The organism is Acidimicrobiales bacterium (genome assembly GCA_036270875.1).
In the GTDB taxonomy this organism is placed as follows: Bacteria; Actinomycetota; Acidimicrobiia; order Acidimicrobiales; family AC-9; genus AC-9.
The window spans coordinates 1-24,368 of the sequence record DATBBR010000046.1; the positions used below are offsets into that span (position 1 = coordinate 1).

The 24,368-nt window shown below is 70.8% G+C and carries 20 protein-coding genes; 9 read left to right on the forward strand and 11 right to left on the reverse strand.

The features are described from left to right. Positions 1-1,077 (forward strand): amidohydrolase family protein (locus VH112_04950; protein HEX4539573.1); only part of this gene is annotated, 1,077 nt, incomplete at its 5' end. Between the two features lie 34 nt (positions 1,078-1,111). Here the strand turns inward: VH112_04950 and VH112_04955 are convergent. Next, entirely contained in the window at positions 1,112-2,419 is a 1,308-nt protein-coding gene (locus tag VH112_04955; GenBank protein ID HEX4539574.1) for a hypothetical protein, read from the reverse strand. A gap of 63 nt (positions 2,420-2,482) precedes the next feature. Here VH112_04955 and VH112_04960 point away from each other — a divergent pair, with 63 nt between their 5' ends. After that, positions 2,483-3,733, forward strand: coding sequence for a cytochrome P450 (locus VH112_04960; protein ID HEX4539575.1), 1,251 nt, complete (start codon positions 2,483-2,485; stop codon positions 3,731-3,733). A gap of 25 nt (positions 3,734-3,758) precedes the next feature. Here VH112_04960 and VH112_04965 read toward each other — a convergent pair whose 3' ends face one another. From VH112_04965 to ettA, 6 genes are all read right to left on the reverse strand, one after another. Next, positions 3,759-4,886 (reverse strand): acyl-CoA dehydrogenase family protein, encoded by a 1,128-nt coding sequence (locus tag VH112_04965; protein ID HEX4539576.1) that lies wholly within the window; start codon positions 4,884-4,886, stop codon positions 3,759-3,761. 83 nt (positions 4,887-4,969) lie between these two features. Further along, the gene (locus VH112_04970) at positions 4,970-5,731 is read right to left on the reverse strand and encodes a 7-carboxy-7-deazaguanine synthase QueE (GenBank protein ID HEX4539577.1); all 762 of its coding nucleotides are present in this window, start codon (positions 5,729-5,731) and stop codon (positions 4,970-4,972) included. Further along, a complete protein-coding gene (gene queC / locus VH112_04975) occupies positions 5,728-6,426 on the reverse strand; it encodes a 7-cyano-7-deazaguanine synthase QueC (GenBank protein ID HEX4539578.1) in 699 nt (232 codons plus the stop codon). The genes VH112_04970 and queC overlap by 4 nt, the downstream gene beginning before the upstream one ends. Further along, a complete protein-coding gene (queD, locus tag VH112_04980) occupies positions 6,423-6,773 on the reverse strand; it encodes a 6-carboxytetrahydropterin synthase QueD (protein ID HEX4539579.1) in 351 nt (116 codons plus the stop codon). Before queD ends, queC begins: the two co-directional genes overlap by 4 nt. Before the next feature lie 21 nt (positions 6,774-6,794). Further along, positions 6,795-7,061 (reverse strand): hypothetical protein, encoded by a 267-nt coding sequence (locus VH112_04985; GenBank protein ID HEX4539580.1) that lies wholly within the window; start codon positions 7,059-7,061, stop codon positions 6,795-6,797. A gap of 91 nt (positions 7,062-7,152) precedes the next feature. Beyond that, on the reverse strand, positions 7,153-8,838 hold the full coding sequence (ettA, locus tag VH112_04990) for an energy-dependent translational throttle protein EttA (protein ID HEX4539581.1): 1,686 nt from the start codon (positions 8,836-8,838) through the stop codon (positions 7,153-7,155). Positions 8,839-8,882: 44 nt separating this feature from the next. Here ettA and VH112_04995 point away from each other — a divergent pair, with 44 nt between their 5' ends. Beyond that, positions 8,883-12,692: a multifunctional oxoglutarate decarboxylase/oxoglutarate dehydrogenase thiamine pyrophosphate-binding subunit/dihydrolipoyllysine-residue succinyltransferase subunit gene (locus VH112_04995; protein HEX4539582.1), complete on the forward strand. Its 3,810-nt coding sequence runs from the start codon at positions 8,883-8,885 to the stop codon at positions 12,690-12,692. A gap of 4 nt (positions 12,693-12,696) precedes the next feature. On the opposite strand, the gene VH112_05000 is transcribed toward VH112_04995, so the two are convergent. Further along, positions 12,697-13,317, reverse strand: a complete 621-nt coding sequence (locus tag VH112_05000; GenBank protein HEX4539583.1) for an HAD-IA family hydrolase — start codon at positions 13,315-13,317, stop codon at positions 12,697-12,699. A 104-nt stretch (positions 13,318-13,421) separates the two neighbouring features. On the opposite strand from VH112_05000, the gene VH112_05005 reads away from it, so the two are divergent. Next, entirely contained in the window at positions 13,422-15,002 is a 1,581-nt protein-coding gene (locus tag VH112_05005) for a S1 RNA-binding domain-containing protein (protein ID HEX4539584.1), read from the forward strand. Between the two features lie 56 nt (positions 15,003-15,058). Then, positions 15,059-15,856 (forward strand): exodeoxyribonuclease III, encoded by a 798-nt coding sequence (locus VH112_05010; protein HEX4539585.1) that lies wholly within the window; start codon positions 15,059-15,061, stop codon positions 15,854-15,856. 51 nt (positions 15,857-15,907) lie between these two features. On the opposite strand, the gene VH112_05015 is transcribed toward VH112_05010, so the two are convergent. Both VH112_05015 and VH112_05020 read right to left on the reverse strand, forming a co-directional pair. Next, on the reverse strand, positions 15,908-16,204 hold the full coding sequence (locus VH112_05015; protein HEX4539586.1) for a hypothetical protein: 297 nt from the start codon (positions 16,202-16,204) through the stop codon (positions 15,908-15,910). 57 nt (positions 16,205-16,261) lie between these two features. Beyond that, a complete protein-coding gene (locus tag VH112_05020) occupies positions 16,262-18,367 on the reverse strand; it encodes a UvrD-helicase domain-containing protein (protein ID HEX4539587.1) in 2,106 nt (701 codons plus the stop codon). A gap of 391 nt (positions 18,368-18,758) precedes the next feature. On the opposite strand from VH112_05020, the gene VH112_05025 reads away from it, so the two are divergent. The 4 genes from VH112_05025 to VH112_05040 all read left to right on the forward strand — a co-directional run bounded on the left by VH112_05025 (position 18,759) and on the right by VH112_05040 (position 23,288). Beyond that, a complete protein-coding gene (locus VH112_05025; protein HEX4539588.1) occupies positions 18,759-19,691 on the forward strand; it encodes an alpha/beta hydrolase in 933 nt (310 codons plus the stop codon). After that, positions 19,688-21,424, forward strand: a complete 1,737-nt coding sequence (locus tag VH112_05030; protein HEX4539589.1) for a Mur ligase family protein — start codon at positions 19,688-19,690, stop codon at positions 21,422-21,424. The genes VH112_05025 and VH112_05030 overlap by 4 nt, the downstream gene beginning before the upstream one ends. 64 nt (positions 21,425-21,488) lie before the next feature. Further along, on the forward strand, positions 21,489-22,598 hold the full coding sequence (locus VH112_05035; protein HEX4539590.1) for a hypothetical protein: 1,110 nt from the start codon (positions 21,489-21,491) through the stop codon (positions 22,596-22,598). A 66-nt stretch (positions 22,599-22,664) separates the two neighbouring features. Continuing rightward, positions 22,665-23,288, forward strand: coding sequence for a PH domain-containing protein (locus VH112_05040; protein ID HEX4539591.1), 624 nt, complete (start codon positions 22,665-22,667; stop codon positions 23,286-23,288). A gap of 26 nt (positions 23,289-23,314) precedes the next feature. Here the strand turns inward: VH112_05040 and galK are convergent, their stop codons facing one another. Further along, positions 23,315-24,352, reverse strand: coding sequence for a galactokinase (gene galK / locus VH112_05045; protein HEX4539592.1), 1,038 nt, complete (start codon positions 24,350-24,352; stop codon positions 23,315-23,317). Between the last annotated feature and the right edge of the window lie 16 nt (positions 24,353-24,368).

Consider the following 24,368-nt stretch of genomic DNA (forward strand, 5'->3'; position numbering starts at 1 on the left):
AAGGGCCGCGAGTGGATGATCATGGACGACGTGCGCATGCCTGCCAACGGCCTCGCCCTGGCCGGCACCGCGGGGATGTCGGACGAGGAGCGGGGCAGGGCCCAGCGGGGGGAGCTCCGCTACACCGAGGTGAGGCCGGCGGCCTACGACGCAAAGGCCCGCCTGGACGACATGTCGACTGACGGCATCGACCAGTCCGTGGTGTACCCGACCTTTCTTCTCGGCATCCAGAGCCACCGCGACGTCGACTTCGCCACGGCCCAGTGCCGGTCCTACAACGACTGGGTGTCGGACCATGTGGGTGACGGAGAGGGCCGGCTGTTCGCCGCCGCCGTGCTGCCCCAGCAGGACCTGGACCGGGCGGCGGCCGAGATCCGCCGAGCGGCCGAGCTTCCGGGGGTGGTGGCTGTGTTCATCCGCCCCAACCCGACCGCCGACTGGAAGCAGTTCAACGACCCGGTCTACGACCCGATCTGGCGCGCCGCGTCCGACACCGGACTGCCCGTCGGGCTGCATCCGTTCCTCGCCGCGGACCTCCCGGGCGCCTGTATCGGGATGCATTTCAACCGCCTCGGCACCTCGGCGGCGCCGCTGCCGGAGGAGGGCGGGGCCGACGTCAACATCGACAACATCTACTTCACCCAGGCCCTGTCCAACCCCTTCGACATGATGAGCTCGATGGCGTTCCTGCTCGCCGGCGGGGTGTGCGAGCGCTTCCCGGGCCTCAAGCTCATCTTCCTCGAGGCCAACGGGGGCTGGTTGGTGCCCTGGCTGGAGCGGCTCGACCACCACGCCGAGATCTTCTCGTGGGACGTCCCGTGGCTGAAGGAAAGGCCTTCGGACTACTTCCGGCGACAGTGCTGGATCAGCTTCGACGCCGACGAGTCGACCCTCGCCTTCACCGCCAACTCGCCGCTGTGTGGCGCCGACCGCATCATCTGGGCCTCGGACTATCCGCATCCCGATGCCAAGTACCCGGGCGTGACGGCCGAGCTGGCCGAGGCCATCGAAGGCCTCACCAAGGAGCAGCAGGCGCTGATCGCCGGCGAGAACGCCGTCGCCCTCTACGGGCTCTAGCCGACGACGCCGCGGCGATCAGCGGGGGGGCGGGTTAGCTGTCGACGACCCGGGTCGCCTTGAAGCCGGAGCGGGGAAGGCTGCCCCGCTCCACCACCTCGATCGTGGCTTCCAGGCCCAGCCGCTCCTTCACCGCCGCGCCGAGCCGTCGTCCGACCGTCGGGTCGTCGCCCTGGCCCTCGCCAGCCTCGACCCGCACGCCGAGGGGAGCCTGCTGCTCCCGGGGGCGGACGACCACGAACTCCAGGCTGGGCTTGGCGACCTCGGGCACGGCGGCCAGCGCCGCCTGCACCTCGGCCACCTGGAACTTTCGTCCCTGGCTGGAGAGCAGGTCCTTGAAGCGCCCGCCCCACCAGCCCCGCGAGCTCGTCTCCCCGCAGGGGCACGGTGTGCGCTCGACCCTGCACGCCTCCTCCAGGTCGTAACGGATCATGCAGTTGTCGCGCCCGAAGGTGGTGACGACCAGGTTGCCCCACTCGCCGTCGGGGACCTCGCGCCCGGTCTCCGGGTCGATGGCCTGCACGTAGGTGTGATCGTCGGCGAGGTGACCACCGTTGTTCTCGCCGCAGGGGGCGCCCAGGAAGGCGAAGCACTCGGCGCCGGCAGTGGCCAGCGGCGATCCTGATCCGGCGCCGGGCATCGACGGGATGCGGAACCCGACGTCCTTCATGGGGTCGAGGCCCAGCTTGGCCGCGACCTCGAAGTAGCGGCCCAGGGCGAACCCGACGAACGGCACGTCCGGCTTGACCTGCATCCACATGCGCATGCCCTGCTCGGCCAGCTCGTCGGTGTCCGGCGGGGGAACCCAGATGTTGAGGCATCCGAAGTACTCGTAGGCGCCGGACAACAGCGGCCCGCCGCCGTACAGGTAGGCGGGGTGGGCGTGGGTGACGATCATCCCGGGGCGAATGCCCTGACGCCACCAGTTGCGTGCGCCGCACTCGTACTCGACCCTGAGGTCCCGGGTGGTCCACAGCATGATCGTGGGAGTGCCCGTGGTCCCCGTGGACGTGCCCAGGCGGGCGTTGTCGCGAAGGTCGGTGAAGCGGTAGTCGCCCACTGGTGGGTGCTCGGCCTCGGACTGGCGCAGGTCCTGCTTCACCGTGATCGGGAGGCGCTCCAGATCGGCCAGTCCCTTGATGTCCTCGGGACCCGAGACACCGGCCTCGGCCAGCTTGTCGACGAACAGGGGGACGGGTCGCTCGAACACCCGCCGGACCATGTCCCGCAGGCGCTCCTCGCGCAGCTCGTGGAGCTGATCGTGCGGCATCGTCTGGATGCCGGGGTCCCACCAGGGCTGCTGAGGGTCGCGCCGTCTCGGCTCCGGGTCGGCGGTCTCCACGGCCGGTATGCTAAAACATGACATCGGTGTTAGGGAACTGACGCCTGGTCGGAGAGGGGAGCGATGACGACGCAAGGCCGGATCGCACCGTACGACGACGCGACCTACGACCCGTTCAAAGAATTCGACAGGACGGCGGGGGCGGCGAAGGTCGGCAACCCCTATCCCGACTTCGCCGAGCTCCGCCGCGGGGGCCCGGTGCACAAGCGGGATCTGCGGGAGCTCTACGACCTCGAAGGCATGGACGGGCTGGGAGACCTGCCGGACGCGTACACCGTCGTCACCCACGAGGCGGTGGAGAAGGTCCTCCGCGACGGACAGACGTTCTCGTCCTCCGGTTACGCCGAGAGCATGGGCATGGTCATGGGCCACAGCATCCTGGAGATGGACGAGCCCGAGCACCGCGCCTACCGCGGGCTCGTCCAGCAGGCCTTCACCCGGAAGGCCATGGTCCGGTGGGAGTCCGACCTGGTGCGGCCCATCGTCAACGGCTTCATCGATTCCTTCGCCGGTCGCGGTCGGGCCGACCTGGTCGCTGACCTCACCTTCCCGTTTCCCGTTCGGGTGATCGCGGGGATGCTCGGTCTTCCCGAGGAGGATCTCGATACCTTCCACGCCTGGGCCGTCGGGCTCACCAACGTCGGCGCTGACTTCGAGCACGGGATGGAGGCGTCCGGCAAGCTGAGGGACTATTTCGCCGGGATCCTCGCCGAGCGTCGCCGGCAGCCCTCCGAGGACGTGATCACGGCGCTGGCGCAGGCCGAGCTGGAGGGGAAGAAGCTCACCGACGAGGACATCTTCGCCTTCCTCCGGCTGCTGCTGCCCGCTGGCGCGGAGACGACCTACCGGTCCTCCAGCAACCTGTTGACGGGGCTGCTGGCCAACCCCGACCAGCTCGAGGCGTTGCGGGCCGACCGGTCGCTCATGCCCCAGGCGATCGAGGAGGCGCTGCGGTGGGAGCCGCCGCTCACGGCCATCGCCAGGACGACGACCCGGGAGGTCGACATCTCCGGTGTCACCGTGCCCGCAGGAGTGATCATCAACGTGAACATGGGCGCGGCCAACCACGACCCTGCGCGGTACCCGGACCCGGAGCGGTTCGACATCTTCCGCGATCCCCAGCAGCACATGTCCTTCGCCTACGGGCCCCACATGTGCCTGGGCATGCACCTGGCCCGGATGGAGACGACCGTGGCCATCGGCTCCCTGCTCGACCGGCTGCCGGGACTGCGCCTCGACCCTGACGCGCCTCCGCCCGAGATCCGAGGGCTCGCCTTCCGGGCACCAAAGGAGCTGAGGGTCGTCTTCGACTGACGGGACGCGGCGTGCCGCGGCTCCGTCAGAGTCCGGCGAGGGTGGCCACGCGGGCGCGGTGTTGGCGGGCCGTACCGAAGACGGCGTCGCCGGACTTGGCCCGCTTCACGTACAGGTGCATGTCGTGCTCCCACGTGTAGCCGATCCCGCCGAGGGTCTGGATGCCCTCCTGGGTAAGGAGCCGCTGGCAGTCGCCGGCCGCCGCCTTGGCCATGGAGACGGCCAGAGACCGGCGCTCGTCGTCCTCGGCGAGCGTCGCCGACGCGAAGTAGCACACCGCCCGGGCTGACTCGAGGGCGACGAACATGTCGGCGAACTTGTGCTTCATGGCTTGAAAGGACCCGATGGGCGAGCCGAACTGCTCGCGGGTCTTGGCGTGCTCGAGGGCGATATCGAAGATCGACTGGCAGGTCCCCACCATCTCCAGCGCCAGCGCCGTCGAGGCCTCCTCGACGACGCGGGCCAGCACCGGCGCGCAGCGACCCGGCTCGCCCAGCGTGCGGTCAGGGCCGACGGTCACGCCGTCGAGGTGCACCGACGCGTACTGGCGGCTGGCGTCGAGCGTCTGGAGGGAGCTCGCGGCGACCGCCTCCCGCGGGACGATGAACAGGGCCAGACCATCGGGCCCATCGGTGCCATCGAGTCGGGCCGCGACCACCAGCTCGTTGGCGGTGGCGCCGTCGGCGACGTAGTGCTTGGACCCATGGAGGATCCAGCCGTCCCCCTGGCTGCGGGCCACCAGCGTGACGTCCTCGCCGGCCCAGCTCCCCGACTCCTCGGCCACCGCCAGGGTCCCGGTGATGCGACCGGCCACCACGTCAGCGAGGAACCGTCGCTGCTGCTCTGCCGAGCCCGCCTCGCGGATCGCCGGCACGAACTGCGACAGCGTCGGCAGGAACGGCCCCGGCGCGATCGCCCGTCCCAGCTCCTCGACGACGACGGCCAGCTCGACGAAGCCCAGCCCCAGACCTCCGTACTCGGGATCGATCGTCAGGGCGGGCCAGTCGAGGTCGACCATCGCGGCCCACAGGTCGTCGGCTGAAGCGCCCTTCTCGACGATCTCGCGCACGAAGCTGGGCGGGCACTCGCGTGCGAGCACGGCCCGCACCGACGTGCGCAGCTCCTCCTGGTCGGCTGTGAACTCGAGGTCCATGGCGGGTGTCCCAAAGCTGACGTCGGCGTCACGGTACCAGGGTTTCCCAGGACCTCCCCCGGTGCGGGCGCGCGCTGGGGGTGTCAGAGCTGACCGATGAGCTTGTGTGTCTGGGGAACGACCCGGACTCGCGGGTGGAGTCGCAGCGCCCGTTCCTGCAGCTCGAGGACCTGGCCGGGGCTGGGCGCGGCGGCGACGTCGGCGAAGGGCGTGACGGGCTGCAGGAAGATCTCGGTCTCCGGAGCCACCCCGTGAACCATGGCCACGGCGCGGTCCAGCTCGTCGGGCACCGTGGCCGGCCCGAGGACGATCTTGACGAAGAGGTGCCGGGCGGTGCCGGCACGCAGGAACCGGCGATGCGTCTCCAGGTCGACGGCCTCGTGGTCGACGCTGTCGAGCTTGATGTCCATGCCGATGTGGTCGACCCACTCCAGCACCGACGCCAGACCGCTCGGGAGAGTGCCGTTCGTCTCCAGGTAGATCGATTGGTCCTGCTGGGTCAGCAGCGGGAAGAGGGCGGTGAGACGCCGGGCCTGGAGCAGCGGCTCGCCTCCGGTCACGCTGACCGAGTGGTGCGGAACGGCGCGCCACAGCTGACCGACGGCGTCGGCCACCTCGGTGACCGGAAGTGGGCTCTCCCGCCGGCACCAGTCCCGACGCCCCGGCGTCTGCTCGAGGCGGCACGGCCCCGCACGCTTCTCGAGGGCCTCCGGTTGATCGCAGTAGGCGCAGCGGATGTTGCAACCGGTGAGGCGGAGAAAGACCTGGCGCTCACCTACCAGCGCCCCCTCGCCCTGAATCGCCGAGAAGACCTCGGTCACCAGCAGGGTCGTGGCATCTGTCACGGCGACGGCAGGGCCGGATCGGGCACGCCGGCTTCGGCGAAGCCGCGCGCCCGTAGCTCACACGCGTCGCAGGCCCTGCACGGATCCGGGCCGGCGCGGTAGCACGACCAGGTCAGCTCGACGGGAGCCTCGAGGTCAAGGGCGAGGCGGATGATCTGGGCCTTGGTGAGGTCGACCAGCGGTGTCCGGATGTCGACCGGTCGGCCCTCGAGCCCGCGCTTCTGGCCCACCGCCGCCACAGCGCGGAAGGCATCGACGAACGCAGGCCGGCAGTCGGGGTAGCCGCTGTAGTCCAGGGCGTTGACGCCGAGATACACGGCATCGGCGTCACGGGCCTCGGCCACTCCGAGGGCGACAGCGAGGAAGATGCTGTTGCGCGCGGGTACGTAGGTCACCGGTATGTCGACTGCATCTGGCTCGCTGGTGCGCGCCGAAGGCGACGGTCGCGGTATCTCGACCGACGGGTCGGTGAGCGCCGACCCACCCCAGGCGCGCGTGTCGATAGCGACCAGGAGGCGCTCGGCGCCGTAGTGGGCGGCCACCTTGGCGGCGCGCTCGAGCTCGATTCCGTGCGACTGGCCATAGTCGAAGCTGAGGGCCAGCGGCGGACGTTCGGCGTCCTTCGCCGCCAAGGCCATGCACGTGGTGGAATCGAGCCCGCCCGAGAGGATGATCACCTGCCGGCCCGCGCTCATTCGGCCAACAGCTCGACCATGGACTGTGGGGTCTCCCAAAGGCGTACGGCGACGAGGTCCAGGCCCGCCGCTTCGAGCTCCTTCCACGCCTGCTGGGCGACCCGCTCGGCGGTGGGGTTGTCGAGGACGTCGTTCAGTAGGCGGTGGTCGTAGCGGCTCACGACCTCGCGCTCGACGACAGCCGCCAAGTCGTCGAAGTCCATCACGACGCCGTGCTCGTTGACGGGCCCCTCCACGGTGACCTCGAGGCGGTAGTGGTGGCCGTGCAACCGCTGGCACTTACCGGCGTGCCACGGGAGATGGTGGGCCGCCTCGAAGGCGAACGAGCGGCAGACCCGGGTGCGCATCCACACCCAGGCTATCCCCAGCTACCGGTGGTCGGCGCGGCCGTGATCGGAGTCGGGCGGCCCGTAGGGTTCGCTGGCTTCCTGATAGCAGTCGGCGTGGTAGTGCTCCACCCGGTCCCACGTGCCATTGACGTAGACGTTGGCGATGACCTGGCGGAGCTGGGCGCGGGCGACGAACTTCACCGGGGCCCCGCAGTGGGCGCAGATGGCCGAGCTGCCGGGCTCGACGGTCCGGATGACAGCTCGACTCTCGGTGATACCTCTTGCCCTGCCCGCCTCACTGCTCACGTCGTCCCCCCAACCGCGCTAGGGATCGCCCGCGGCTCAGGACCCCAGACTAGTCAACTGGTCTGGCGTAAGGCCATCATCTCGCCTTCGGTCACCCGCCCCTGACCAGGGGCTTGTAGCGGATGCGGTGGGGCTGATCGGCGGCCGCTCCGAGCCGGCGTCGGCGCTCGGCCTCGTAATCGCTGAAGTTCCCCTCGAACCAGTGCACCACCGACTCGCCCTCGAAGGCGAGCACGTGTGTCGCGATCCGGTCCAGGAACCACCGGTCGTGGGTGATCACCACCGCACACCCGGCGAAGGCCACGAGCGCGTCTTCGAGGGCCCGGAGCGTGTCGACGTCGAGGTCGTTGGTCGGCTCGTCGAGCAGGAGCACGTTGCCTCCCGAGCGCAGGACCTTGGCCAGGTGGATGCGGTTGCGCTCACCGCCAGAGCAGTCGCCGACCCTCTTCTGCTGGTCGGATCCGGTGAAGTTGAACCCGGCGACATATGCCCGTCCGTGGATCTCGCGACCGCCCACCACCAGGCGGTCTTGTCCGTCAGTGATCTCCTCGTAGACCGTTCGGGACGGATCGAGGGCCTGGCGAGACTGGTCCACGTAGGCCAGGCTCACCGTCGGTCCCACGACCAGGCTGCCCTCGTCGGGCTTCTCCTGGTCGGTGATCATGCGCAGGAGCGTGGTCTTGCCCGCGCCGTTGGCGCCGATCACGCCGACGATCCCCCCACGCGGCAGCGAGAAGTCGAGGGTGTCGATGAGCAGGCGGTCGCCGTAGCCCTTGCGCAGCGCGCTCGCCTCGACCACGAGGTCGCCCAGGCGGGGCCCCGGCGGTATGGCCAGCTCCAGCCGATCCTCCCGGACGGGAGCCGAGGCCGCCTCCGCCAGCAGCGCCTCGTAGGCCGACAGGCGGGCTTTGCCCTTGGCCTGGCGAGCCCGGGGGGAGAGACGGACCCACTCGAGCTCCCGTTCGAGGGTGCGACGGCGCGCCGAGTCGGCCTTCTCCTCGTTCGCCAGCCGTGCCTGCTTCTGCTCCAGCCACGAGGAGTAGTTGCCCTCCCAGGGCAGCCCCGCCCCCCGGTCGAGCTCGAGGATCCACCCCGCCACGTTGTCCAGGAAGTACCGGTCGTGGGTGACGGCCACGACCGTTCCCTCGTACTCGTGCAGGAAGCGCTCGAGCCAGGCCACCGACTCGGCGTCGAGGTGGTTGGTGGGCTCGTCGAGCAGGAGGAGGTCGGGCCGGCTGAGCAACAGGCGGCACAGGGCGACCCGGCGACGCTCGCCGCCCGAGAGCATGTCCACGCTGGCATCGCCGGGCGGGAGCCGGAGGGCGTCCATGGCGACCTCGAGTGTGCGGTCGAGCTCCCAGGCTCCAATGGCCTCGATGCGGTCCTGACACTCGCCCTGCTCTGTGAGCAGCCGATCCATCTCCTCGGGGCCGGCCGATCCCAGCTGCTCGCTGATCTCCTCGAAGCGCCGGAGCAGCGCGGTGGCCTCGCCCATTCCCGCGGCCACGTTTCCAAGGACGTCTTGGGTCGAATCGAGCGTGGGCTCCTGAGGGAGATGACCGACCGTGAAGCCGGGCGATAGCCGGGCCTGTCCGGTGTACCCGTCGTCCTCGCCGGCCATGATGCGAAGCAGGGAGGACTTGCCCGACCCGTTGGCGCCGATGACGCCGATCTTGGCGCCCGGGTAGAAGGACAGGTTGATCCCCTTCAGCACCTCCCGGTCGGGAGGGTAGAAACGGCGGAGGTCCCGCATCACATAGATGAACTGGGCCGGCACGGTCTCCGACGGTAGCGGGTCGGTCGCCGGTAGGATCGAGGGTGATGCCGGAGCAGCGCACCGACGAGTCGTTCGGGAGCTTTGGCCCCAACGCCTGGCTCGTCGAGGACATGTACGAGCAGTACCGGCGGGACCCGTCATCGGTGAGCGAGAGCTGGCAGGAGTTCTTCGCCGACTACCGGCGAGACGACGGAGCTGCGTCGGTCGCCGACGCCGGGCCCGCTGCACCCGCGACCGATGGAGCCCCGAGTTCCCCGAGCGCTCCGACGGCCCCGGCTGCGCCTGCGGCCGTGGCGGCTCCCGCCCGGCCTTCGGCGCCAGGTGAGGCTGCCGCGGCGCCGGCCGAAGGTCCCTCGGGCGGCGCGGCGCGGCCCGCTCCGCCCCAGCCCCAGCCCCAGGCCCCGCCGCGACCGCCGACCTCGCCCGAGGCGGACGGTGAGGAAGCGCCGCCCATGCCCATCCGCGGTGCCGCGGCTCGCATCGTCTCCAACATGGAGGCCAGCCTCGGCGTGCCGACGGCCACCAGCGTGCGCCAGGTGCCGGCCAAGTTGCTCGAGGTCAACCGCACCATCCTGAACAACCACCTGTTGCGCACCAGCGGCGGCAAGGTGAGCTTCACCCACCTGATCGGCTTCGCCGTGGTCCGGGCCCTGGAGTCGGTCCCGGCCATGAACGCCAGCTTCGTGGCTGACGTCGACGGCAAAGGTACGCCCGGTGTCGTGCGTCACCCCCACGTCGGCCTCGGGTTGGCCGTGGACGTGGCGCGGTCGGACGGGTCGCGGACTCTCCTCGTGCCCTGCATCAAGGCCGCCGACACGTTGGACTTTCGCAGCTTTCTGGTCGCGTACGAGGATCTGATCCGCAAGGTGCGGACGAACAAGATCAGCGTCGACGACTTCGCAGGCACGACGGTCAGCCTGACCAACCCGGGGACGGTCGGCACGGCGATGTCGGTGCCGAGACTGATGGCCGGCCAGGGGCTGATCGTGGGCGTCGGCTCTCTCAACTACCCCGTCGAGTACGAGGCCGCCGATCCTCGCATGCTGGCCCAGCTGGGTGTGAGCAAGGTCATCACCCTGACCTCGACCTACGACCACCGCATCATCCAGGGGGCCGAGTCGGGGACGTACCTGTCGAGGATCCACCAGCTGCTCCTCGGCGAGGACGGCTTCTACCATGACGTGTTCCGGTCGATGGGCGTGCCCTACGAGCCCGTCGAGTGGCGGCCCGACGTCAACCCTGTCGATCAGGAGCGCGGCCATCTCGTCAAGCAGATGCACGTGCAGACCCTTATCAACATGTACCGGGTCAGGGGCCACTTGATCGCCGACCTCGATCCGCTGGAGGCCCGTCCGCCGAGGATGCACGCGGAGCTCGATCCCGCGACCTACGGCCTGACCCTGTGGGACCTCGACCGCGAGTTCCTCACCGACGGTCTGGCCGGGCGGGACATGCTCACGCTGGGCGAGACCCTCGGCATTCTGCGCGACGCCTACTGCCGGACCGCCGGCGTCGAGTACATGCACATCCAGGAGCCCGACCAGAAGCGTTGGATCCAGGACCACGTCGAGGGCGTCCCGACCAGGCTCAGCCAGGACGAGCAGCGTCACCTCCTCGGCCGGCTGAACGCCGCCGAGGCGTTCGAGCGCTTCCTGCACAGCAAGTACATCGGCCAGAAGCGGTTCGGTCTCGAAGGAGCCGAGTCGGCCATACCGCTGTTGGACGCGGTACTCGACGAGGCGGCCAAGGCGGGGGTGACCGAGGCCTTCATGGGCATGGCCCACCGGGGCCGTCTCAACGTGCTGGCCAACATCGTGGGCAAGTCCTACGGAGAGATCTTCCGCGAGTTCGAAGGCGACATCGACCCGGAGTCGGTGCAGGGATCCGGCGACGTCAAGTACCACAGGGGCGCCTCCGGAAAGTTCGTCGGTCTCTCGGGCGCCGAGCTGCCCGTCACCCTGGCGTCGAATCCCTCCCACCTCGAGGCCGTGGACCCGGTCGTCGAAGGGATGGCGCGGGCCCGCCAGGACCTGTCGGACGAGCCGGCCACGTTTCCCGTGCTGTCGCTCCTGGTCCACGGGGACGCCGCCTTCGCCGGACAGGGCGTGGTGGCCGAGACCCTCAACCTGTCCAATCTGCGCGGCTACCGGACCGGCGGGACCGTCCACCTGGTGATCAACAACCAGCTGGGCTTCACGACCGCACCCGAGGCCGGGCGCTCGAGCCTCTACGCCACCGACGTGGCCAAGATGGTCCAGGCGCCGATCTTCCACGTGAACGGCGACGACCCCGAGGCCTGCGTGCGGGTGGGGAGGCTGGCCTTCGCGTTCCGCCAGGAGTTCCGCAAGGACGTCGTCATCGACATGGTTTGCTACCGGCGGTTCGGCCACAACGAAGGAGACGAGCCGAGCTACACCCAGCCCCAGATGTACGAGCGGATCGAGAGCAAGCGGTCCGTGCGCAAGCTCTACACCGAGGCCCTGGTGAAGCGGGGAGACATCACCCTGGAGGACGCCGAGCGCGCCCTGGACGACTTCTCGGCCCGCCTCGAGGCCGCTCTCGACCAGACGCGCTCGTCAGCCCCACCGCGGCCCACCACGCTGCCCGAGGTGAAGGCGCCCCCGGCCCCGGTGGCGCCGATCGGTACGGCCGTGGAGCGGGCCGTGCTCGATCGCATCGCCGACCGGTTGCACCACCCGCCCGAGGGCCTCAGCGTCCATCCCAAGCTCGCCCGCCAGTTGGAGTCCAGGGCGAGCGTCTACGCCGGGGGAGAGGTGGACTGGTCGCTGGCCGAGGCCCTGGCCTTCGGGTCGATGCTGTTGGAGGGCACCGACGTCCGCCTCACCGGTCAGGACACCCGGCGGGGGACCTTCAGCCAGCGCCACGCCGTGCTCGTCGATTACCACAGCGGCACCGAGTACCTGCCGCTCGTCGCCCTGGCCGCCGAGGGTGGAAACGGTAGCCGGGGCCGCTTCTTCGTCTACGACTCATCGCTGTCGGAGTACGCCGCCCTCGGCTTCGAGTACGGCTACTCGGTGGTCCACGGCGACGCCCTGGTCGCCTGGGAAGCACAGTTCGGCGACTTCATCAACGAAGCCCAGGTCGTGGTGGACGAGTTCATCATGGCGGCCCAGGACAAGTGGGGCCAGAGCTCGTCGCTGGTGCTGCTGCTTCCACACGGCTACGAGGGACAGGGTCCCGATCACTCCTCGGCGCGGATGGAGCGCTTCCTGACTTTGGCGGCCGAGGACAACTCCTGTCTCGTGAACCTCACGACCGCAGGCCAGTACTTCCACCTGCTGCGGTCCCAGGTGCACCGCGAGATGCGCCGGCCGCTGGTGATCTTCACGCCCAAGTCGTTGCTGCGGTCGAAGGCGGCCCGCACGGCGATCGAGGACCTGACCGACGGACACTTCCGGGCCGTGCTCGACGACCCCGCGACCGGAGAGGCCGGCGCCCGCGTGGATCCCGGCACGGTCGAGCGGGTCGTGCTCTGCACCGGCAAGGTCGCCTACGACGCCATGGCCGCCCGAGACGCCCGGCTCGAGCAGGGCGAGGCGCCGGTCAGCGCGGTGGTCCGGGTGGAGCAGCTGTACCCGTGGCCCGAGGACGGTATCGCCACGTTGCTGGCCCGCTACGAGAAAGCCAGCGAGGTGGTGTGGCTCCAGGAGGAGCCGGAGAACATGGGCGCCTGGGCCTTCGTGCACGGACGGCTCCACCGCCTGCTTCGCAACGACTTCACGCTCCGCCACGTGAGCCGGATCGAGGCGGGGAGCCCGGCCACCGGCAGCACGGCCATGCACCAGCTGGAGGCGAAGGACCTGCTGGCCCGCGCCCTGCAGCCGTTCGACTGAGCGGTTACCCGAGCGCGAACCCCACGACCGTTTCGAGCTCGGCGATGGCGCGAGCGGGGTCGTCCACCTTGATCGTCGTCATGCCGAGGGCCCGGGCCGACTTCAGGTTGACACCGAGATCATCGAGGAACACGGACTCACTGGGCGCCACGCCGAGCTCGGCGCAGGCCAGCTCGTAGAAGCGAGGGTCGGGCTTGCGAACACCGATCCGACTCGACTCGACGATCACGTCGAACAGCTCGCGGATCTCGGTCATCGCCGGATCGCCGTCCGGAAGGGTGAAGTTGTTCGTGAGCGCCGCGGTCCGCAGCCGTTCCTGGCAGCGGCGCACGGCGGTCACCATCGCCGGGCGGATCTCACCGGCCAGGAGTCGCATCACGGCGGCGGCGTCGAGCTGGTGACCAGCGCTGCGGGCCTCGGCCTCGAAGAGCCGGCAGAACTCCTCGAAGCTCACGGCGTTGCGCTCGAGGCGGGCCCAGGCGTTGTCGTCGGAGTTGGTCGCGTTCAGCGAGCGGATGAAGCCGTCCGGCAGCCCGTGGGCCCGCTCGTAGTCGGTGAAGGCCTCGAACGGGCTGGTCAGGATCACCCCGCCGAGGTCGAACAGGACGGCCTTCAGCTCGGTCATTCGCCCAATCGTAGGGAGGCGGCCAGGCCCGGAAGGGCCCCTGGCCCCGCTCGCTCCCAGCCCGATCGCCCACAGGGTCGCCGCCGGATGGTTGACTACAGGAAATGGCATATCGGCGCGTCGTTGTGGACGGGTCCAACATCGCCACCGAGGGTCGCTCCGTTCCGAGCCTGGCCCAGCTTGACGAGGCGGTCCGGGAGTTTCAGCGCGAGTTCCCGGACGCCGAGGTGACCGTGGTGGTCGACGCCTCGTTCGGGCACCGGATCGACGAGTCGGAGCGCCCGGCGTTCGACGAGGCCGAGGCGCACGGCGAGATCGTGTCTCCTCCCGCTGGCGCCATCGGCAGGGGCGACGCATTCCTCCTCCGCATCGCCGAGAAGACCGGCGCGACCGTGCTGTCCAATGACTCGTTCCAGGAGTTCCACGGCGAGCACGACTGGCTGTTCTCCCAGTCGCGCCTGGTCGGAGGCAAGCCGGTGCCCAGCGTGGGCTGGATCTTCACCGCTCGCACACCGGTCAGGGGTCCGCGCAGTCGAGTGGCGACACAGGACGCCAAGCGCACCCGGGTGCGGGTCGGCTCCAAGGAGGCGTCGAAGCCGATGCCGGTGCCCGCAGTGCCGCCGCCCGGCAGAGGCCGGCGGGACGGAGGGCCGAAGGAGCCCGAGGACGGCGCCGGGGCGGTCAGGGACGCCACGCCTCCCGCCGACCCAAAGGTTCGCCAGGCCATCGCCGCCGCCACCGAGGAGGTCGTGTCGCCCCAGACATCCTCGGGCGGTCGTCGTCGCCGGCGAGGATCCGGGCCCCCACCCCAGGCGGTCAACGATCCTCTGACGTTCATCAGGTTCATCGCCGAGCACCCCCTGGGCCAGCTGGTCGAGGGCGAGGTGGAGAGCTTCACGTCGCACGGCGCCTTCGTGCGGGTCCAGAATGCGCAGGCCTACGTGCCGGTCTCCGGTCTCGGCGACCCGCCTCCCCGCAGCGCCCGGCGGGCCCTGCGGCGGGGGGAGCGCCGTCCCTTCGTGCTCCAGGCCCTGGACCCGCAGCGGCGGGGGGTGGAGCTGGCGCTGCCGGAGTTCGCCCACGTGGCCGGGTCGCCCAGCGAGGAGACGGTCGAGGCCGAGATCTCGGAGGCGACGGGCACCGACGAGGTGGTCCCCGACGCCGAGCGGGGCGCAGCGCGCAAACGGGTCCAGAAGGCGACGGCCCCAGAGAAGGCGTCCGAGAAGGCGAAGGACGGGAAGGGCAGGCGGCGAGCCGGGAAGGGCGATGGCCCGGCCCAACAGGCCAAGGCGGCGACGACCAAGAAGGCCAAGGCTGGTGCGGCCAAGAAGGCGAAGGCTGGTGCGGCCAAGAAGGCCAAGGCCGCACCGGCGAAGGCGGCGGCCAAGACGGCGGCCAAGGCCGGGAAGACCACGAAGCCATCCAAGGCGACCAAAGCCCCGGTGACCAAGTCCCCGGTCACCAAGTCCCCGGCCTCCAAGTCCCCGGTCGCCAAGACACAGGTGACCAAGACCCGTGTGAGCAAGGCCCCCGCGACCAAGGCCAAGGCGACCAAGAAGACGGCGGAGAAGGCGACGAAGAAGGCGACGAAGGACGCGTCGGCGGGAGCGACGGCCGGAGCCGAGGCCAAGGCCCCGGTCAGGACCGCGACGGCCAGGGCGTCCGAGGGCCGGGCCAAGAAGTAGCGGAGGCCGGAGATCTTCGGCTCAACACGCCGTGCCGATGCGACAAGATGGCACCGATGCGGATAGCCACCTGGAACGTCAACTCGCTGAATGCCCGGCTGCCCAGGGTCGAGGAGTGGATCGCGTACGCCCAGCCGGACGTGCTGTGCATGCAGGAGACCAAGGTGGCGGACGCCACCTTCCCGGCGATGGCATTCGCCACCCTCGGGTACGAGGCGGTCCACAACGGCACCGGCCGATGGAACGGGGTGGCCATCGCCAGCCGGGTCGGCATCAAAGATGTGTCGGCCGGCTTCTCCGACGAGGGCGGGAGCAAGGCTGCCGAGGGGCGCTTCGTCAGCGCCATCTGCGGCGACGTGAGGGTGTCGAGCGTCTATGTCCCGAACGGGCGGAGCGTCGGGAGTGAGCACTACCAGGCCAAGCTGGACTGGCTGGCCGAGCTGCGTGCCTATCTGATGCGGACCTGCGATCCGATGGCACCGATGGCCGTCTGCGGCGACTTCAACGTCGCTCCCGAGGACCGCGATGTCTGGGACCCGTCGCGCTTCGAAGGCGCCACCCACGTCAGCGCGCCCGAACGAACGGCGCTCGCTCAGCTGGAGGAATGGGGCCTGGTTGACGCCTTTCGTCAGCGATATGACGAACCTGGCCTGTTCTCGTGGTGGGACTACCGGGCGGGTGACTTCCATCAGCATCGTGGGATGCGCATCGACCTGATCCTTGTCACCAGACCGCTGGTCGGGCGGGTCGGATTCGCCCTGATCGACCGCTTCGCCCGCAAGGGCAAGCTGCCGTCCGACCACGCGCCCGTCCTCGTCGACTTCGACCTCGAGGGAGCAGCGCTCACTCCCTGAGCTTCGAACGCGACGGAGATCGAGTCGGCACCGCCTCCGACCAGCCCGACGTCAGATCAGCTGGGTGCGGAGCTTCGTCAGTCCCGATCCGAGGCTGGCCCGCAGATCGGCGCGGGACAACCCAGTGTCAGCGTGAAGCTGCTTCATTGACCTGATCTCGTCACCGCCGACCCCGAAGCGGGCACCGATCAGGAGCCGCTCGAGTGGTTCGAGCTCGTCGAGGACCCGGTCAGGGAGAGAACGCACGGAGACGAGGTCCTCATCGATGACGGCGGTGGGATCCACGAGCCCGCCGTCGTCGTCCGGGTAGGGCCATCCGTCCTCGCTCGGCCACATGAACGAACCCATGCCCCTTTCTCGCGCCGTTGGCACCTGCCGTCAACCCTGCGGGCGCGGGGCACGGCCTTACGCCGACCGCCGATGTTGGGACACCAGGTCGAGCAGTGCCTCGCCGTACCGGGCCGCCTTCACGGGTCCCAAGCCGGGCAGGGCGAGGAGCTCGTTGTGCGACGCCGGTAGGGCGCTGGCGACGGCGGCCAGCGTCGTGTCATGGCAGATCACGTAGGCGGGTACTCCCGAGAGCCGGGCGGCGGAAGACCGCCAGGCACGGAGAGCGGCGATCATGGCGGGATCGGCGGCCTCCACCATGGCGGCGCCCGGGGTTCGAGGTCGGGTGCGTCGTCCGCCGGCCGCCTGCTGGCGGCTGAGCCGGGAGCGCTCGGCCTGGATGAGCCGGAGCGGATCCATCCCCTCCGGGGCCTGGGCGAGCGCCCGGCGGGCCAGGTCGACCGCCTCGAGGTACGGGGAGCGGGTCCTCGCCGCGGTGCGTGTCCCGAACGTTCGCCGCTCGGCCCACGAGCAGTGCAGCTCCCGCTCGGCCCGGGTCAGGGCCACGTACAGGAGGCGGCGTTCCTCCGCCTCGGCCGCCGGTGTGGCGGCGTGCCCGATGGGCACCAGGCCGCGCTCCAGCCCGGCGAGGAACACCACGGGCCACTCCAGTCCCTTGGCCCGATGGAACGTGGTCAGCTCGACGGCGTCGGCCCCGGCGTCGGCTCCTTCGCTGCGCACGGTCGCTGCCAACCAGGCCGAGAACCCCTCGGCCGATGCCGCCTGGTCCACCGCCTCATACTCGTGGCCCAGTCGGACCAGGCCCTCCAGGTGCGACCGACGATCCGCGACCTCGTGGCCGCCTCCGGGGCCGGCTGCCGCCTCTTCGCCCACGGCACGGTCGAGGTCGGCGACCCGACCCTCGAGGTCAGCCAGGCGGGCGGCGAACGGCATCCCGGCCGGCGCCCTTCGCAGCTCGCCCAGGGCGTCTTTGACCTCGGACCGATCCAGGAACGCTTCGCCGCCGGACACCCGGTAGGGGACGCGGGCCGAGCGGAGGGCCTCTTCGAGCAGCACCAGCTGGGCATTGGTCCGGGTCAGGACGGCCAGGTGGGCCCAGGGCATGCCCGGTCGGCGGGCCTTGCGCAGCCTGCTGGCGATCATGCGGGCCTCGGACACATCGGTGTCGGAGGCCGTGACCGTCGGCACCGGCCCGTCGGCCTGGGTCGCCCGGAGCATGTCCGTGGGTGCGGTCCGGCCCTGGGCCAGCACCGCCGCCGCCACCGTCAGGACCTGGGGGGACGATCGGTAGTTGTGGTCGAGGCGCACGACACCGGCGGTCGGGTAGCGGTGGGAGAAGCGGCCCAGCAGCGACGGGTCGGCCCCGTTCCACGAATAGATGGCCTGGTTGGGGTCGCCGACCACGCACAGGTCGAGACGGTCGCCCATCCAGCCCTGTAGAAGCCGGAACTGGGCCGGGTTGACGTCCTGGAACTCATCGACGAACAGATGGCGGAAGCGCCACCGCTGGGCGGCGGCGAAGCCCGGGTCCTGCTCGAGGTCGTTGATGCACGCCACCAGCAGGTCATCGAAGTCGACCAGCCCCTGGCGGACCTTCTCCTGCTCGTAGCTGCTGTAGATGGCGGCCATCTCGTGCGCTGGCACCGGTGGCCGCCGGCCCGCGGCCACGAGTGCCTCCGGGTAGCCGTCGGGGGGGACCATCCTGGCCTTGGCCCACTCGATCTCCGCGGCCAGGTCGGCCAGGGACGAGCCAGCCTTGGCCGGGCCGGCGGCGCTCCGCCCACCGTCGCGGCGCGCCGCCAGGCGGGCGAGCAACCGCACCTTGCGATCGAGCAGGGCCGGCGGGCGCGTGCCCAGGTCGGCCCACCGTTGGCGCAGCTGGCCGTAGGCGATGCCGTGGAAGGTCCCGGCCGTCACCTGCTGGCGTACCCCGAGGGCCCGGAGGCGGGACCGCAGCTCGCCGGCCGCTTTGCGGGTGAAGGTCAAGGCGAGGACGTGGCGGGCATCGGCGGTGTCCTGCTCGATCCGCCAGGCGACGCGCCGGGTGAGGACGCGAGTCTTTCCCGACCCCGCTCCGGCCAGCACGCAGAGGGGGGCAGCATCGGACGTCACCGCGCGGCGCTGCCCGTCGTTGAGGTCTTGCAACAGCGCGGTGTCACCCATGCCTCCCGACCGTATCGACGGGGTGTGACAACGCGGTGGATGCTCGCCGACGGACGGAGCCCGGAACGAGATCGGCCCCAAGTAGCCGTGGGGCCTTCGCCCCCCGGACTCCTCGGGGCCGATCCTCAGGCCACGCCCCTGAACCGTCGGTCGCCTGCCAGCGACTGTCCGGCCCCGGCCGAGCACCTGTCGGTGCTCGGACCAAGCGACAACCCTGACGCAACCTTCGTCGGCTCACCAACCACATCGGGCGGGGACCTGTGGCCCATCCTGACCCCGGCGGCCGGCTCCACCTGCTCCGGTTGCGCTGGCCGCATTCTGCACCCGCGTGCCGGGCGCGTCAAGGGCCCGACGGTATGGAAGGGCCGGTCGGGCGAGAGCGGATATCGTCGTGGTGCAGGTTGGCCGCGGGCGCAAGCCGACCGCCCGCCGACCGCCCGCTCACGTCGATGTCTGTTGCGCAACCCGCCCACTCGCTCGTCCCCGCCTGGCCATGCTGAAGTCCTTCGACGGCGGCCGGCTCTTCGGCGCGTCCTATGGTGGCGACGGGACGCCGTGGCTGCTTGCCCTGCACGGGTGGGCGCGCACGCACCAGGACTGGCGCGCCGTGCTCGGGGCGCGAGACGCGGGAACGGTGCCGCAGGGGAGCTCTCCGGCGACCCGACCCTCGCGGATCGGTGACCCGTCGGTCGACGAGTCGGGAGGACTGGACGCGATGGCCTCGGTGGCCCTGGACCTTCCGGGGTTCGGGGCGACGCCACCGCCGCCCGAGGCCTGGGGATCGGCCGAGTACGCGGCCGCCGTCGCGCCCGTTCTCGCGGAGCTGGAGGTGCCCACGGTGGTCGTGGGCCACTCGTTCGGTGGCCGGGTCGCGGTCCACCTGGCCGCCGCCCAGCCGGGCCTCGTGAAGGCGCTGGTGCTGACCGGTGTGCCGCTCGTGCGCCAGGCTGCAGGAAGCCGTCGCCCACCTCTGCGGTACCGGGTCGGTCGAGCGCTGTACGGGCGGGGGCTCGTCGGCGAGGACCGGATGGAGACGCTGCGCCAGCGCTACGGCTCGCCCGACTACCGGGCCGCCACCGGCGTCATGCGCCAGGTCCTCGTCCGGACGGTGAACGAGACCTACGACGACCAGCTGCGCGCCTTGCGCTGCCCGGTCGAGCTCGTGTGGGGCGACGACGACACCGAGGTTCCCGTCTCGGTCGCCGAGACGGCGGCGAGGCTACTGGCCCGCCCAAACCTGACCGTGTGTCGCGGCGCAGGCCATCTCGTCCCGCTCACCGCCCCCGACGCGCTCCGTCAGGTCATCGAGCGCCACCGGCCATGAGTGCCCTCGACATCGCCGTCGTCGCCAGCGCGGTGGCCGGCTCGGCACTGGCTGGTCTCCGTTGGCTCCGGGTCGCGCAGCGGGAGCACTACCTGGCCGGTTCGGTCACCCGGTTCGCCCTCCGCTGGTGGTGGGGGGCGGTCAGCTTCAACCGATTGCTCGCGATGGTGGCGGTCCTGGGCTTCCTCGTCACCCTCTCGTTCGCTCCGGCCGGGTTCGCCCCCGCGGCCGTCGTGGCCCTTGGGCCGGTGGGCCTCTCGCTGCGTGGGCGCACCGCCAAGCTGGTGTGGACCAGGCGCCTCCGGACACTCGCCGTGGTGTGGGCCGCGCTCCAGGCTGTCGTGGTGGTGGCCGGACTGGCGGGAGGAGTCGGCCCCGTGGTGGCGGTCGCCGGCGCCCTGCTCGTGCCGCCGCTGGTCGACGCCGCCTGTGCCCTGACCGCCCCGTTCGAGCGCCGCTTGGCCGATCGCTTCGTCGGCGAGGCGACCACCAAGCTGCGCCGGCTGGCACCGATCGTCGTCGGGATCACCGGCTCCTACGGCAAGACCTCGACCAAGGGGTACGTGGGCTACCTTCTCGCCTCGACCCGAGCTGTCGTCGTCAGCCCCGCGAGCTACAACAACCGGGCCGGGCTGGCCCGCACGGTCAACGAGCATCTGGCTCCGGGAACGGAGGTCCTGGTCGCCGAGATGGGCACCTACGGCCCCGGAGAGATCGCCGAGCTCACCTCGTGGTTGAGCCCTCGCGTCGGGGTGATCACGGCCATCGGACCCGTGCACCTGGAGCGCTTCGGGTCCGAGAACCGCATCGTCGAGGCCAAGGCGGAGATCCTCGATCGAGCGGAGACAGCGGTGCTCAACGTCGACGACGCTCGTCTGCGGGCCCTCGCCGACCAGGCTGCGGCCGCGGGCAGACGGGTGTGGCGGTGCTCGGGGACAGACCGCGACGCCGACGTGTGCGCGCTCGTCGACGGCGCCGCGCTGGAGGTTCATCGCAAGGGCACCCTGATGGCCCGGGTGGACGTCGCCGACGCCCGCCCGACCAACGTGGCGTGCGCCGTGGCCGTGGCGCTCGAGCTGGGCGTGGCGGAGGCGGAGGTGGCGCGGCTGCTGCCCGGGCTGCCCGTAACGCCCAACCGCCTGAACGTGGCGGTCGGCTCCACGGGCGTCACCGTCGTCGACGACACCTACAACTCCAACCCGGCGGGCTGTCGCGTGGCCCTGGACGTCATGGGCCGCCACGGGCGCGACGGCCACCGGCGAGTGGTCGTCACCCCCGGGATGGTCGAGCTGGGAGACCGCCAGCACCCCGAGAACAGCGCCTTCGCCGCTGCGGCGAGAGCAGTCGCCACCGACCTGGTCATCGTCGGCTTCACCAACCGCAAGGCGCTGCTCGAGGGGGCCGGCGAAGACAACGTCAGGATCAGCGGGTGGCGGGCCGGAGCGGGTGGGTACACCATCGCGCCCGACGACGACGAGGAAGACGAGGACGAAGCGGACGGGGAGAGCCGGCCCGGCGCGACAGACCCTCGCGGCGCCGAGACCGAAGGCGCCGAGACCGAAGGCGCCAAGGCTTCCGGCGCCAAGACGGACGGCGACGGGGTCCCCGCCGAGCACCCCGCCCAGGAGGTCCTGGTAGGAAGCCGCGACGAGGCAGTGAGCTGGGTGAAGGCCCACCTGGGCGAGGGCGACGTCGTGCTCTACGAGAACGACCTGCCCGACCACTTCGCATGATCTCCTCGGGCTCCGATCCGGGGGCTAGTTTCCAGGGAGGGCCCCAAGTACCGGAGAGTGACCCGTGAGCGACACCGCAGTCATCTTTGGCGGGCCGTCCCCCGAGCACGACGTGAGTGTGTTGACCGGGCTCCAGGTGACGCGAGCGCTGAACACGACCGGGTCCGAGCGGATCAGGGCGCTGTACTGGACGAAGTCGGGAGACTGGTTCGAGGTGGCGCCCGATCTCGAGGGCGAGGCCTTCGTCGACGGCGTGCCGCCCGGCTCGACCCCCCTCCGACTGGAGGCCGACGCCGGGGGCGGGTTCCAGGCCAGGGCCGCTCTCACGGGCCGGCCCCGACCGCTCGATATCTCCGCCGCCCTTATTTGCTGCCACGGTGGTCCCGGTGAGGACGGGACGCTCCAGTCGGCGCTCGATCTCGCAGGCGTCCGCTACACCGGCCCCACCGCAGCTGGGGCGGCGCTCGGCATGGACAAGCTGGCGTTTGCGGGTCTGGCCATCGCCGCGGGGCTCCCGACCCTGCCGCGGATCCTGCTCACTGACGCCGCCCGCCCCGACTTCCCCGGCCCCTACATCGTCAAGCCCCGGTTCGGCGGGTCGTCCATCGGCATCGAGGTGGTCGAGGACCTGGCCACGGCCACGGCCCGCCTGCTGAACAACGCCCACCTCCGGCGGGGGGCGGTGGCCGAGCCCTATCGGCCCGACCTGTTCGACCTCAACGTCTCGGTGCGGAGCTGGCCCGAGGTCAAGCTCTCCGCCATCGAGCGCCCGATCCGTTCACAATCGTCCTCCGACATCCTCAGCTACGCCGACAAGTACGTGGGCGGCGCGGGCATGGCCAGCGCACCCCGTGAGCTGCCCGCCGAGCTGGACAGCGGCCTCGAGTCGCGACTCACCGAGGCTGCCCACCTGGTGGCCCGGCTGGTCGACCTTCGCGGCGTGGCGCGCATCGACTTCCTCTCCGATGGCAAGGATCTGTTCGTCAACGAGGTCAACACGGTTCCGGGCTCGATGGCCAAGTATCTGTGGGTGGCGCCTCCGGTGTCCTTCACCACGCTGCTGGCGGACATGCTGGCGGAGGCGATGGCCCGGCCGTCGGTGCAGCACCTGGCCGTCGGGGCCGACGGCGCCGTCCTGCGCTCGGCGGGGAGCATCGCCAGCAAGCTGACCTGACTCGGCTCGAAGGCCGTGACTCACGCTGCCGTGGGAGCGACCAGGTGGGTCGATACCCTTTTCCTGGTGCCGATCCCTCGAAAGCTGCTGAACGAGGGCGAGCAGGTCGTCGTCGACCTCCGCCCGCATTGGTCATTCCTCATCGGGCCGGTGCTGGGGGCGATCGGTGTCATTGTCGTGGCCGTGGCGATCCTGGTGGCGTTCCCGTCGGCCCCGGGAGTCGTCATCGTCGCCGTGCTGCTCTTCCTTGCCGGCGCCATGGTCTGGCTCGCCGGCCGGTATGCCCGGTGGGCCAGCACCAGCTTCGTGCTGACCAACAGCCGCGTGGTGTACCGGACCGGCGTCCTCATCCGCCACGGACGCGAGATCCCGCTGGAGCGGCTGAACGACATCACGGTCCACCAGTCGATCCTGGAGCGCCTCGTGGGCTCGGGTCGGCTCTATGTCGAGTCGGCGGGACGGATGGGGGAGGAGGCGTTCATCGGCGTGCCCCACTGCCTGGCGGTGCAGAAGGCCATCCACCAGCAGCTGGAGCAGTCGCGGCGCCGGTGGGCCGAGCAGTCGGTCGGCCGGGTGCCCCTCACCGTCCCCGAGCAGCTCGAGAAGCTCGACAATCTGTGTCGCCGCGGTGTGATCACGAGGGCCGAGTTCGACGCCGAGAAAGCCCGGCTCCTCGACCACCTACGCTGAACGACAGGTCCCGCCGGTGCCAGCTGCTAAGCGTCGACGACCTCTACCGACGCTCCCGCCGAGGCCCGCAGGACCCATCCCCGGCGGTTGTCGGGAACGACGGCGCCCGGCTCGGTGAGCGCCACCACGCAGCCACCGAAGCCCGCACCCGTCATCCGGGCACCGAGCACGCCCGGCGTGCCCAGCAGCTCGTCCACCAGGGCATCGAGCGACGGCGTGGAGACCTCGAAGTCCGCGGCGAGGCTGCGGTGGCTGGCGGTCATCTCCGCGCCGGCCGATGCCAGATCGCCCGCGGCGATGGCCTGCGCTGCCGCCCGGACCCGGGCGTTCTCGGTGACGACATGGCGGGCCCGGCGTCGGAGGACTGGATCGCGGATCGAGCCGACCTCGGCGGCCGTCGCCTCGCGCAGCGCTCCGACGACGGCCTCGGCGGCTTCGCACTCTGCCCGACGGGCGGCATAGGCGGAGCCGGCCAGGCCTCGAGCCCGCCCTGAGTGCACGGCCACGACCTCGACCTCGTCCGGCAGGGCGACCGGCGAGACGACGAGCGATGCACAGTCGAGCAGCAGGGCGTGGCCGCGGCGACCGCACGCCGACGCGAGCGGGTCCATCACGCCGCACGGCACCCCTGCCGCCACCCGCTCGGCCCGCTGGCACGCCTGCGCCAGCTGCACCGGCGTGCCCTCGAAGCCGAGGGCCAGGGCGACGGCCACCTCCAGGGCGGCGCTCGACGCCAGCCCGGCGCCGATCGGAAGGTTCGAGCTGACGGTGCCGATGCCGCCGGCCGGTGGCGTCGCCGTCTCGACCACGCCGGCGACGTAGCGGGCCCAGCGCGGTGCGTCGTCGCCAACGCTGGCGAGGGGCTGGGCCCGGTCGACGGTGGCCCGTCCGGGCTGGTCGCCGGAGACCAGCTCCACCCGGTCCAAGGTCTCGTCCCGCTCGAGCGCCACGTCGACGCCCAGGTCGATCGCCATGGGGAGGGCCAATCCGCCCGTGTAGTCGGTGTGGTCGCCGATGAGGTTGACCCGCCCTGGGGCGTGGGCCCGGACCCGGCAAGGGCTCATCTGAGAAGAGCTTCGC